Source organism: Mesorhizobium terrae (assembly GCF_008727715.1).
In the GTDB taxonomy this organism is placed as follows: domain Bacteria; phylum Pseudomonadota; class Alphaproteobacteria; order Rhizobiales; family Rhizobiaceae; genus Mesorhizobium; species Mesorhizobium terrae.
Window position 1 is genome coordinate 5125759 of sequence record NZ_CP044218.1, and the last position, 12320, is coordinate 5138078.

General features: G+C 65.4%; 11 protein-coding genes. 8 read left to right on the forward strand and 3 right to left on the reverse strand.

All coding sequences use genetic code 11. From position 1 onward, the window contains the following. Nucleotides 1-17 precede the first annotated feature (17 nt). The 3 genes from FZF13_RS25835 (at nucleotide 18) to chrA (ending at nucleotide 2856) form a co-directional block, all read left to right on the forward strand. Nucleotides 18-419: a VOC family protein gene (locus tag FZF13_RS25835; RefSeq protein ID WP_024926580.1), complete on the forward strand. Its 402-nt coding sequence runs from the start codon at nucleotides 18-20 to the stop codon at nucleotides 417-419. A 203-nt stretch (nucleotides 420-622) separates the two neighbouring features. After that, nucleotides 623-1447 (forward strand): chromate resistance protein ChrB domain-containing protein, encoded by an 825-nt coding sequence (locus tag FZF13_RS25840; protein ID WP_024926581.1) that lies wholly within the window; start codon nucleotides 623-625, stop codon nucleotides 1445-1447. Next, complete coding sequence (gene chrA, locus FZF13_RS25845; protein WP_051504839.1) at nucleotides 1444-2856, forward strand: chromate efflux transporter; 1413 nt, start codon at nucleotides 1444-1446, stop codon at nucleotides 2854-2856. The genes FZF13_RS25840 and chrA overlap by 4 nt, the downstream gene beginning before the upstream one ends. 142 nt (nucleotides 2857-2998) lie before the next feature. Here the strand turns inward: chrA and FZF13_RS25850 are convergent, their stop codons facing one another. Then, a complete protein-coding gene (locus FZF13_RS25850; protein ID WP_024926583.1) occupies nucleotides 2999-3649 on the reverse strand; it encodes a glutathione S-transferase family protein in 651 nt (216 codons plus the stop codon). A gap of 45 nt (nucleotides 3650-3694) precedes the next feature. On the opposite strand from FZF13_RS25850, the gene FZF13_RS25855 reads away from it, so the two are divergent. Further along, a complete protein-coding gene (locus tag FZF13_RS25855; RefSeq protein WP_244431208.1) occupies nucleotides 3695-4579 on the forward strand; it encodes an alpha/beta fold hydrolase in 885 nt (294 codons plus the stop codon). A 66-nt stretch (nucleotides 4580-4645) separates the two neighbouring features. On the opposite strand, the gene plsY is transcribed toward FZF13_RS25855, so the two are convergent. Together plsY and ade are read right to left on the reverse strand one after the other, a co-directional pair. Beyond that, entirely contained in the window at nucleotides 4646-5308 is a 663-nt protein-coding gene (gene plsY / locus FZF13_RS25860; protein WP_024926585.1) for a glycerol-3-phosphate 1-O-acyltransferase PlsY, read from the reverse strand. Nucleotides 5309-5314: 6 nt separating this feature from the next. After that, entirely contained in the window at nucleotides 5315-7126 is a 1812-nt protein-coding gene (ade, locus tag FZF13_RS25865; protein ID WP_024926586.1) for an adenine deaminase, read from the reverse strand. A gap of 140 nt (nucleotides 7127-7266) precedes the next feature. Between ade and FZF13_RS25870 the strand changes: the two genes are divergently transcribed. The 4 genes from FZF13_RS25870 (at nucleotide 7267) to FZF13_RS25885 (ending at nucleotide 12316) form a co-directional block, all read left to right on the forward strand. Beyond that, nucleotides 7267-9111, forward strand: a complete 1845-nt coding sequence (locus FZF13_RS25870) for a sensor histidine kinase (protein WP_024926587.1) — start codon at nucleotides 7267-7269, stop codon at nucleotides 9109-9111. Beyond that, nucleotides 9108-10466 carry a sigma-54-dependent transcriptional regulator gene (locus tag FZF13_RS25875; RefSeq protein ID WP_024926588.1) on the forward strand — a complete coding sequence of 453 codons (1359 nt, stop codon included), beginning with the start codon at nucleotides 9108-9110 and terminating at the stop codon, nucleotides 10464-10466. Before FZF13_RS25870 ends, FZF13_RS25875 begins: the two co-directional genes overlap by 4 nt. 222 nt (nucleotides 10467-10688) lie before the next feature. Then, nucleotides 10689-11666, forward strand: a complete 978-nt coding sequence (locus FZF13_RS25880) for a tripartite tricarboxylate transporter substrate-binding protein (protein WP_024926589.1) — start codon at nucleotides 10689-10691, stop codon at nucleotides 11664-11666. 179 nt (nucleotides 11667-11845) lie between these two features. Then, on the forward strand, nucleotides 11846-12316 hold the full coding sequence (locus tag FZF13_RS25885) for a tripartite tricarboxylate transporter TctB family protein (protein ID WP_024926590.1): 471 nt from the start codon (nucleotides 11846-11848) through the stop codon (nucleotides 12314-12316). Nucleotides 12317-12320 lie beyond the last annotated feature (4 nt).

Genomic DNA, 12320 nt, shown 5'->3' on the forward strand with positions numbered 1-12320 from the left:
GCCGCGAACGGAGCCCAATGCGTTTCATCAATCCGATCCCTTTCGTCAGCGACATCGGCCGCTCCAGGGAGTTTTATCAAAAGAGACTCGGCCTGAAGATAGTGGAGGATTTTGGGAGCTTCGTCCTTTTCGAGACCGGCTTCGCGATCCACGAAGGCCCCGTGCTCGAACAGACTGTCTGGGGCAAGGTATCCCAGGCGACGGAACCCTACGGGCGGCGGAACCTGCTCCTCTATTTCGAGCATGAGGATGTCGACGCGGCTTTCGAGGCCATCACGCCGCATGTGAAGCTGATCCATCCCGTCGAGCGTCAAGCCTGGGGACAACGCGTGTTCCGCTTCTATGACCCCGACGGACATGCGGTCGAGATCGGAGAGCCGCAAAACCTCGGCGCTCCAGGCAATTCGACCGGGTCCTGAGGCCGGCCATTTCGTGAGAGCGCCCGGGGATCGTGCCCCTCGGAAAAGGCGATCCGTTGCGCACTTTCGCAGGCCACAATCAAGCCACCGCTTGACTTGTCGCGGCGGCGGGCAAATGATCGCCATTATGGGGATTGCGATCTCCCCACGAGGCTACGGCCCAAGAATCGCGTCCAGAAACCCGGTAAACGGAAGGACGCGTCATGCCATCCCCAACGACCATATCCATCGACAAGCTCGCCCGCCTGATCGGCACGCCGCATTGCCCGGCGCTGATCGATGTACGCAACGACGAGGACTTCGCTCTCGACCCGCGCCTCGTGCCCGGCTCGCTCAGGCGACCATATCAGGACGTTCAAATCTGGCATTCGGCAATCAGCCAGACTTCGGCGGTGGTGATCTGCCAAAGCGGCAAGAAGCTCAGCGAAGGCTGCGCTGCCTGGCTGCGTCAGCTCGGGCTGCCGGCCGAGTCGCTCGAAGGCGGTATCGAGGCCTGGTTCGCCGCTGGCTTGCCGGCGGTGCCCGCCAACAAGGTGCCGCCACGCGATGCGACAGGCCGCACCGTCTGGGTGACGCGGGCACGGCCGAAGATCGACCGCATCGCCTGTCCCTGGCTGATCCGGCGTTTTGTCGATCCGGCCGCTGCCTTCCTGTTCGTGGCACCGCAGGAGGTGGCGGGCGTGGCTGAACGCTTCCATGCCACGCCGTTCGACGTGGAGGGCGTGTTCTGGAGCCATCGCGGCGACACATGCAGCTTCGATACCATGGTCGAGGAATTCGGGCTCGCCAGCGATCCCTTGCTTCGGCTTGCAACCATTGTGCGCGGTGCCGATACCGCGCGTCTCGACCTTGCCCCGGAGGCGGCCGGGCTGCTTGCGGCATCGCTCGGCCTTTCGCGCATGTATTCCGACGACCTTGCCCAGCTGGAGGCCGGCATCTTGCTTTACGACGCTTTTTACCGCTGGTGCCGCGACGCGACCGACGAGACTCACAATTGGCCGAACGTCAGGCAGGGAGCCGCGCAATGACTGTGTCGGTTCCGAACAAAGCGACCACCACGCCGGACCGCCGTGCGGCGCATGGCATCAGCTTCGGCGAAGCGGTCAAGGTATGGGCCAGGATCGCCGCGCTGAGCTTTGGCGGCCCGGCCGGGCAAATCGCGGTCATGCACCGCATCCTTGTCGAGGAAAAGCGCTGGATCGGCGAGACCCGGTTCCTGCATGCCCTGAACTACTGCATGCTTTTGCCTGGCCCGGAAGCGCAGCAGCTGGCGATCTATATCGGGTGGCTGCTGCACCGGACGAAAGGCGGGCTGGTGGCGGGCATCCTCTTCGTGCTGCCGGGCCTCGTCGCCATCATGGCACTGAGCTGGATCTATGCGATCTTCGGCAATGTCGGGGTCGTGCAGGCCCTGTTCTTCGGCCTCAAGGCGGCCGTGCTGGCGATCGTGCTGGAAGCGGTCGCCCGCATCGGCAAGCGCGCGTTGCGCAACAAGGTGATGGTGGCATTGGCAGCCGCCGCCTTCGTCGCCATCTTCGTCTTCCGGGTGCCGTTTCCGTTGATCGTGCTCTCCGCCGCGCTGATCGGCTATGTCGGTGGCCGGGCCGGCTGGGCAGCGTTCGCCGCTGCCAATGGCCACGGCAAGATGGGTAAGAACCAAGTCGCCGATGCCGACACCGCGCTTGGCGATGATATTCCTGCCCATGCCCGCAATGCGACGGCCTGGTCGCTCAGGATGGCGGCCATTCTTTTGGTGCTCTGGCTGACGCCTGTCGCGGCCCTGCTTCTGTTGAAGGGGCCGGGAAACGTCTTTGCCGAGATCGCCATGTTCTTCTCGAAGATGGCCGTGGTCACCTTCGGCGGCGCCTATGCCGTGCTCGCCTATGTCGCCCAGCAAGCCGTCGGCACCTATGGCTGGCTGAAGCCCGGCGAAATGCTGGATGGGCTGGGCATGGCCGAGACCACGCCCGGTCCGCTCATCATGGTGACCCAGTTCGTCGGCTTCATGGGGGCCTTCCGCTCACCGGGTGCGATGCCGCCCTTGCTGGCCGGCACCCTGGGCGGTCTGCTCACCACCTGGGTGACATTCACGCCCTGCTTCCTGTGGATTTTCCTTGGCGCGCCCTACATCGAGACGCTGCGCTCGAACAAGGCGCTCTCGGCGGCGCTGGCGACAATCACCGCCGCGGTCGTCGGCGTGATCCTCAACCTCGCGGTCTGGTTCGCGCTGCACGTCCTGTTCGGCGAACTGCGCGAAATCCATCTGGCGGGCGCAACCCTCGACATCCCGGTCCTCACAAGTGTGAACCCGGCGGCGCTCGGCCTTTCCATCATCGCCCTGCTCGCCGTGTTCCGCTTCAAGCTTGGCATGCTTTGGGTGTTGGGCGGCTGTTCGCTGCTGGGCGTGATCCATGGTCTGGCGAGCGGCGCCATCTAGCGAGATCGAGGCTCCCGTTCACACGAGCGGGGCAGCTTTCTCGAAGGTCCCAATCGACCGACCCGACTTTTGGGGAGGCGCGCCGGATCACGGCCGGCCCCAACGGCATGTGCTGCTTGTGGTTGCTGTCCCGCAGCCTCGATCAGCCGCCCCATACGGCGGTGAAAACCGCCAACTGGGCAGCGAAGGCGCGCCTGAAGGCCGGCCGCGCCTCGGCGCGGGCGACATAGGCGGCGATATTGGGAAATTCGTCGAGTATCCCCGATGTGATCAGCCTGCGCAGCACCCCGACCATGACCAAGTCGCCGGCGCTGAACGCGCCGTCCAGCCAATCGGCATTGCCGAGATGATCGGAGAGCGCGCGCAGCCGGTGGCGGATGCGGTCCTCGACCCGAGGCAGGCGCTCGGCGTGCCAGGGTGCGTCGCGCTCGAGGAGGACAGCGGCTTCCCGCTCCAGGACCGGCGGCTCGATCGTGCTCAGCGCGGCGAACATCCAGGTGATGGCGCGCGCCCGGGCATTTGCCTCGTCGGGCAAGAGGCCGCGATGGCGCTCGGCGATATGGAACACGATCGCGCCTGACTCGAACAGAGTGAGATCACCCGCTTCATAGGTCGGAATCTGCCCGAAAGGATTCAGCGCGCGATGCGCGCCTTCCCTCATCGCGCTGAACGAAACAAGGCGAACGTCGTAGGGCTGTCCCACTTCCTCCAGCGCCCAGCGAACACGCATGTCGCGCGCCTGTCCCCTGCCGCGATCTGGAGACCGTTCAAAGGCGGTGATGGTGGGGATCATTGGATCGCTCCCGACGATTGAATGATGCTGGCGAGACCAGTGCGCATGATTGCGGCGATCCTTCCCATGGCCAGCGATCCAGTTCCTGCGCTTTGCCTCCAAAGGACGAACGACCGACGCAGTTCCCGACACCTCGGCTCATTTTTCGTGAGATTTCGCGGCGAGAGCAATCCGTCCGGGGCGTTGCCAGTCGAGCTCCGCCTCGACCTTGCTTTTGCTCCGTTCGTGATTGAGCCTAGGTGCATCCCCTATTGCCAGACAAACGATCGGTGCCAAATGACGACTTTTATCCTCATTCCGGGTGGATGGCGCGGTGGCTGGACTTTTGATCCGGTCGCGGATCTGTTGACCGCATCGGGACACAAGGTACTCGCGCTCACCCTCCCCGGCCTCGGCGATGTTCCGGCGCCGGCGGCCAATCTCTCCAGTCACATAGAGGCAGCCGTTCAAGTCGCGGAAGATTGCGATGACGAATTGATCCTGGTCGGTCATTCTTATGGCGGCATGGTCGTGAGCGGCGTTGCCGACAGGGCACGCGCCAAAATCCGGGCCCTGGTCTATGTCGATGCCTATGTTCCCGAAACCGGCGAGTCCGTCTGGTCGCTGACCAGCCCCGATTTTCGCGATATCTTCATCGCCGGATCGCAAGCCGACGGGCTGACCTGCGTGCCACCCTCCAACCGCGAGCCGCGATGCCGCCCGCATCCGATGGCGACTTTTCTCCAGGCGATCACCCTGACCGGGCATTGGCGCGACGTTCCGCGCAAGCTCTATGTCGGCGCGCATGGGTGGGAGGGCAGTCCGTTTCGCGACCTCCATGAACGCTTGAGCAATGACCCGGACTGGCAAACCTACGCCCTGAACTGCGGACACAACGTGCCGCAGCTCGAACCCGAAGCCCTCGCGGAAATACTGCTGAAACAAGCCTGAGCCTCACACGGCCGCGATGTCCGCAACTTGGCCAGTGTCGACATCGGCGCCCCGGCACGGCGTCCCTCACCCGCCGCTCCGGCCCAACCGTGGCTCCGACCCGGACAGGAGCCGCTGGATGTTGGCGCGATGGCGCAGGATCACATAGAGGCCGCCGGCGATCACCAGCAGCCGGTAAGGCAGCGGCTGCTCGAAAGCGAAGACCAGCATGATCGCCGTTATCGCGGCAAGGATCGAGCTGAGCGAGACGATGCGGGAGACGGCGAGCACGATGCCCCAGACCGCGAACGCGCCGAGCCCCACGGGCCAGGACATCGCCAGCAAAACGCCGAGCCCCGTGGCGGCGGCCTTCCCGCCGGTGAAGTTCAGCCAGATCGAGCGGCCGTGCCCGAGCAGCACCGCCAGCCCCGACAGGCAGACGGCCCAGGGCACCAGGGCCTGGAGATCGATCGCCGCCGGCGGCGCGAAGGACGGCAGCGTCGCGAGCCAGGAATAAAACCAGCGCGCGAAGACGATGGCGGCTATACCCTTCAGCACATCGACGAGAAGCACGACCAGCGCCGGTCCCTTGCCCAGCGTTCTGAGTACATTCGTCGCCCCGGTGGATCGGGAGCCATGCTCGCGGATATCGATGCCCCGCAGCAGTTTCCCCGCCAGGTACCCGGTGGGCGTGGCCCCCAGCAGGTAGGCGACCACCAATCCAACGGCACTTGCCAGCCAGAACGCCATAAAACCTCACACGAACAGGTCGACCTTCTCGAAGGTGCGTACATCGACCAGCCCGACATCCGAGATGCGCAGCTCGGGGATCACCACCAGCGCCAGCAGCGAGTGCTGCATGTAGGCGTTGTTCAGCGAGCAGCCCACCTGGCGCATCGCCTCAGTCAACTTCTCGGCCTTGGCTGCAACGATTTCGGCGCGCTCGTCCGACATCAGGCCGGCGATCGGCATTTCGACCAGCGCCAGTTCCTTGCCCTTCGAATAGAGCACGACGCCGCCACCGACCTCGGCCAGGCGGTTGGCGGCCAGCGCCATATCCTCCTTGTTGGTACCAACGACGATGATGTGATGGCTGTCATGCGCCACCGACGAGGCCATGGCGCAATCCTCGCCATAGCCGAAACCCGAGACGAAAGCGTTGGTGACGCCGCCGGTGCCGCGATGGCGCTCCACCAGCGCGATCTGGCAGACGTCATTGCGCCGGTCCATGGCGACCAGACCGTCCTCGACGGCGAGGTCCGCCTCCAGCGCGCGGGTCGGCGCCTGGTTCTCGATGACGCCGATGACGCGGGCGCGCACCTTGTTGGCGCCTTCCGGCGCCTTGATGTCGAAGTCGTGTGCGGCAAGGCGCTTGCCGAGCTTCACCGTATTCTTGGCGCTGGCCGGATAGTCGTAGGCGGGGATATCGGCCTCCAGCCTGCCGGCGGCGGCGAGGCGAACGCCACGGCCATAGACCTCGTCGATCGCCATTTCGGCGAGGTTCGAGACGATCAGGAAATCGGCCAGCCGCCCCGGCGCGATCGAACCGATCTCGCGCTCCAGCCTGAAATGCTGGGCGGTGTTGATGGTCGCCATCTGGATCGCCGTCACCGGCTTCAGGCCCTGTTGGATCGCATGGCGCACGACGCGGTCCATATGGCCGTCATTGACCAGCGTGCCGGAATGGCTGTCGTCGGTGCACAGGATGAAGTTGCGCGGGTCAATGCCTTGTTCCGTCACGGCTTTGATCTGTTCGGCGACGTCGTACCATGCCGAACCGAGACGCAGCATCGCCTTCATGCCCTGGCGTACGCGGGCGATCGCATCGTCGGCGCGGGTGCCTTCATGGTCGTCTTCCGGACCGCCGGCGACATAGCCGTGGAACGGCAGGCCGAGATCCGGCGAGGCATAGTGGCCGCCCACCGTCTTGCCGGCGCGCACGGTCGCGGCGATCTCGCCCGACATCACCGGATTGTTGGCGGCGACGCCCGGGAAGTTCATAACCTCGCCGAGCCCAATGATGTTTTCCCAGCCCATCGCCTCGACGACATCCTCGACGGTGAGCTGAGCACCGGCATTTTCCAGCCCCGGCGCCGAAGGCACGCAGGACGGCATCTGCACATGCACGTTGATCGGCATGGCCAGCGCCTCGTCATGCATCAGCCGCACGCCGGGCAGACCCAGCACATTGGCGATCTCATGCGGGTCGATGAACATGGAGGTGGTGCCGTGCGGAATGACGGCACGGCTGAACTCGGTCACCGTCACCATGCCGCTTTCGACATGCATGTGCGCGTCGCACAGGCCGGGCACCAGATAGCGCCCGCCGGCATCGACCACCTGCGTATCAGGGCCGATGGCGTGCGAGACATCGGGCCCGCAATAGGCGAAGCGCCCGCCGACCACGGCGATATCGGTGCCGGAAACAATCTCGCCGGAATGGACATTGACCCAGCGGCCGTTGCGCACGACGAGGTCGGCCGGCTTGCGGCCCATGGCGACGTCGACCAGCAGCGTCGCCATTTCGGTCCAGGGTCGCGGCTTGGAAAAGGATGAATTTTTCGGCATTGCAAGGAGATTCCCGTGTTTCTTCGCGACTGTAGCGAAAGCCGCCGCGGAAAACAGCGGCTCGGTTGTTTGAACTGAGACCGTGGCTATACTCGATAACAGAATTGTTCCGGGTCTTTAGGACCTGCCATGGACTTCCGATGCCGCAGTTCCTCAAAGGTCGCCGCTGGATCTGGCCTGCGCTCGCGGTCGCGACGCTGGCTGTGGCGCTCGCCTTCTATGGCAGCAGCTTCGCCTCGCGCGCTTATCTCGACCAAGCGGCATCGCGCGGCAAAACCACGCTGAGACTGGCCGTCGCCGCCTTGCAGGGGCAGCTCAACCGCTTCGAACCGCTGCCCTCGCTGATCGCCGACAATGACGACATCAAGGATTTGCTGGCCGACCCCGGCAATCCGGAACTCCGCGCCAGGGGCAATGCCTATCTCAGGCAAATCAACGCGTTGCTGCAATCTTCCGACATCTATGTGATCGGCCCGGACGGCGAGACGATCATCGCCAGCAATTTCGACCGCCCGATCAGCTTCGTCGGGGAGAATTTTTCCTATCGACCCTATTTCCAAGACGCGATCGAAGGCAAGCGCGGCCGCTTTTTCGCGCTCGGCACCACCTCGCTGAAGCGCGGTTACTATTTCTCGGCCCCGGTGCGTGTCGGCAGCGCCATCCGCGGGGTCGTGGTGTTCAAGGTCGAGGTCGATGCCATCGAGGCCTCATGGCTTGGCGGCGACGACGAGATCATCGTCACCGACCCCGAGGGCATCATCTTCATGGCGGAACGGCCGGAGTGGCTCTATTCCAGCCTTTTGCCGCTGACACCGGACCGGCTTGCCCGCACCGCCGCCTCGCGGCGTTACGCGACCGCCACGCTGCGTGAACTGCCGATCACGCGCAGCAGCTTCGGTGACCGGCTTCCGCTGATGACCGTCAATTTCGAAAGCCAGCGCAGCGAATATCTGGTCCTGTCGGAGGCGATGCCGGACGCCGGCTGGACGATCAGTGTGCTGCTGGACACACGTTCGGCGCATACCCAGGCCTTGATCACCGTGACCGTCGCGCTGCTGGCGCTCGGCCTTGCCGCCCTGGCCGGCTTTGTTTTCCTGCAGCGACGGGCCCGGCTGGCCGAGCGGCTGCTTCTGCAACGCAACGCCCAGGCCGAGCTCGAACGCCGCGTCGACGAACGCACCCACGACCTCGCGCTGGTCAACACGCGCCTGGAGACCGAGGTCACCGAGCGCCGCGCCACCGAACAGCAACTCAGGCAAACGCAAGCAGACCTGATCCAGGCCGGCAAGCTCGCCGCGCTCGGCCAGATGTCGGCGGCGCTGTCGCATGAGTTCAACCAGCCGCTGGCGGCGGTGAAAACCTATGCCGACAACGCCGCCGTACTGATCGACCGCGAGCGCGCGGCCGAGGCCCGCGACAATGTCGCGCGCATCTCCAGCCTCGCCGACCGCATGGCCTCGATCAGCCGGCATCTGCGCAATTTCGCCCGCAAGCCGAACGAAAAACTCGGGCCGGTCGACCTCGCCGAAGTGATCCGCGACACGCAGGAGATCGTCGCCTGGCGGCTGAAGGCGGCGGACGCGACGCTCACGGTCGATCTCGGCCGCGCGCCGCTGACGGTCAAGGCCGGCTCGGTGCGGCTGCAGCAGGTGCTGGTCAACATCATCACCAACGCCGCCGATGCCGTCGAAGGTTTGCCGGACCGGCGGATCGAACTGGTGGCGAAACGGCGGGCCGGCAAGGTGGCGATATCGGTACGCGATCATGGTCCCGGCATCGCCGAGGCGATCGCGGAACGCATCTTCGACCCGTTCTTCTCGACCAAGGGCGTCGGCAAGGGTCTTGGTCTCGGCCTTTCGATTTCTTATAACATCGTCAAGGATTTCGGCGGGGACCTTGCTGTTTTGAATCATCCCGAGGGTGGCGCCCTGTTCACCATCGAGCTCGACGCGGCGCGCAGCGGCGTGCGCGAGGCGGCCGAATGAAGCCGCCCATCGTGCTCCTGGTCGACGACGAGGAGGAGCCGCGCCGTGCTGCCGCCCAATCGCTCGACCTCGCCGGTCTCGCCGTGCAGGACTGCGCTTCCGCCGAGCGCGCGCTCGATTTCATCACGCAGGGTTTCCACGGCGTCGTCATGTCGGACATCCGCATGCCAGGCATGGACGGCATGACACTGCTCGGGCGCATCCGCGAGATCGACGCCGACATCCCCGTCATCCTCGTCACCGGTCATGGCGACGTGCAGCTTGCTGTGCGCGCCATGCGCGAGGGCGCCTACGACTTCATCGAAAAACCCTATGCGACGCAGCATCTGGTGGAGATGGCCATGCGCGCCATCGACCGGCGCAAGCTGGTGCTGGAAAACCGCCAGCTGCGGGCGGCGGCCGGCAAGAACGACGACCTCGAAACCCGCCTGCCCGGGCGCACCCAGGTGATGGTCGAGTTGCGCTACAAATTGCGCGCCATCGCCGCCACCGACGCCGACATATTGGTGATCGGCGATACCGGAACCGGCAAGGAAGTGGCGGCACGCGCGCTGCACGACATCAGCGGCCGCGCCACCAAACCTTTCGTCGCCATCAATTGCGCGGCACTGCCCGCCACGCTGATCGAAAGCGAGCTGTTCGGCCATGAGGCCGGCGCCTTTCCGGGCGCGCTGCGCCCGCGCTTCGGCAAGTTCGAACATGCCAGGGGCGGCACAGTGCTCCTCGACGAGATCGGCTCGATGCCGGCCGACCTGCAGGCGAAGCTCCTGCGCGTCATCCAGGACCGGGTGATCTACCGGCTCGGCTCCAACGAGCCGATACTGCTCGACGTCCGCTTCATCGCCGCCAGCAAGGTCGACCTCGACGAAGAAGTCGCGGCGGGCCGCTTCCGCGCCGACCTGCTCTACCGCCTCAATGTGGTGACGCTGCGCATGCCTTCACTTGCCGCGCGGCGGGAAGACGTGCCGCTGCTTTTCCTGCAACTGGTGCGCGAGGCCACCGGCCGCTATCGCCGCGACGACACCGACGTGCCACCGCACATCATCGCCGATGTCGCCAGCCGCGACTGGCCGGGCAATGTGCGCGAACTGCGCAATGCCGCCGACCGTTTTGTCCTTGGCCTCGGGCAGCATGGCGCCGAAGAGCCGGCCGGGGCGGACGCCGGAGACTTGCGTCTCGCCGATCGCGTCGCCGAATTCGAGAAGGATGTCATCGTGGCGGCGCTGCTTGCCCATGGCGGCAGCCTCAAGCCGGTCTACGAACAGCTCGGAATCTCGCGCAAGACGCTCTATGAGAAGATGCAGCGCTACGGGCTCGACAAGAAGCGGCTGGGCGTTTCGGAAGCCGCCGACTAGGTCCGGCTCCGACTGCCGCGCCCGCATGTGTGGAAACCCACACACGCCGGAGCGGCGATGTTACGATTTCCACCCATCGCGCGACACTCCTTGCGGAAATGCCGCCGTTTTGCGCCTGCGTCGTGTTGCCGAACGCGGCTCTGGCCCCTCCTATTCGCCATCCACTGCCTGCGCTGGAGGAAACCAGGGCGTCGGCAGGGCACGCATATTTGGGAGGACTCCATGAAGACGCTCATCGCCTCGCTGGCGACGGCTGCCGCCATTGCCATGCTGACCGGTTCGGCCATGGCCGAAAGCTATCCAGACCGCACCATCACCGTCATCGTGCCGTTCTCGGCCGGGGGCCCGACCGACACCGTTACCCGGCTGGTCGCCGAGGCCATGTCCAAGGATCTCGGCCAGCAGGTGATCGTGGAGAATGTCGGCGGCGCCGGCGGTACGCTGGGCGCGGCCCGCGTCGCCGATGCCGACCCGGACGGCTATACGCTTTTGCTCCACCACATCGGCATGGCCACCAGCGCCACGCTCTACCGCAAGCTCGCCTACGATACTTTGAACGCCTTCGACTATGTCGGCCTCGTCACCGACGTGCCGATGACCATCGTGGCACGCAAGGATTTCGAGCCGACCGACCTCAAGGGCCTGATCGACTATGTGAAGGCCAACAAGGACAAGGTCACCCTTGCCAATGCCGGCATCGGCGCCGCCTCGCATCTGTGCGGCATGATGTTCATGAACGCCATCCAGACCCCGTTCGTGACGGTTCCTTATAAGGGCACCGGACCGGCGATGACCGATCTGGTCGGCGGCCAGGTCGACCTGATGTGCGACCAGACCACCAACACCACCAAACAGATCCTGGGCGGCACCATCAAGGCCTATGCCGTCACCTCGCCGGCCCGGCTGGACGTGCTGCCCACCGTCGCCACCGCCGAGGAAGGCGGCCTGCCCGGCTTCCAGGTCGGCATCTGGCACGGCATCTACGCGCCCAAGGGAACGGCGCCGGAAAAGCTCGACCGGCTCTCCAAGTCGCTGCAAAAGGCGCTCAAGGACGAGAACGTGGTCGCCCGCTTCGCCGAGCTCGGCACCAAGCCGTCGCCCGAGGCCGACGCCACGCCGGCGGCGCTGAAGGCCAAGCTCGAAGGCGAGATCGCCCGCTGGAAGCCGGTGATCGAGGCCGCCGGCCAATACGCCGACTAAGGCATACGGCAGGGCGAGCATCCCCTCACCCCGAGGGCAATCGCAGGCGAGCCTACCCCTCATCCGGCGCCGACGGCCTCCTCTCCCTCGGGGAGAGGTCGGTCCGGGTCCGGCAGCGAAGCCGCAGCATGCGGAGGCTGAGTGAGAGGGATGGCCGCACCAGGCATTGGGAGGGAACCGTGGACAAGCTTTCCATCGACCGAACGAACGCGGCGTGCGGCGCGATCTTCATCGCCGCCGGCCTGTTCTTCGGCTACCAGTCGCTCGGGCAGGAAATGGGAACGGCCTTTCGCATGGGCCCGGGTTATTTCCCGCTCGTCCTGTCGGGCGTTCTCGTGCTGCTCGGCGCCATCATCGCCATCCAGGCGATGCGCATGGCGGGCGAACCGATCGGGCCGATCGCCTGGCGTGGCCTGTTCTTCATCCTGCCGGCCCCGATCTTCTTCGGGCTCACCGTGCGCGGGCTGGGCTTCGTGCCGTCGCTGTTCTTCACGGCGCTGATTGCCGCCTTCGCTTCGCAGCGCATGCGGCCCACCACCGCGATCATCATCGCCGCGGCGCTTACGCTGTTTTCGGTCGTCGTCTTCAGCTACGCGCTCGGCCTTCCCTTCCAACGTTTCGGGCCGTGGCTCGCCGGGCTAGGAGCCTGACGCG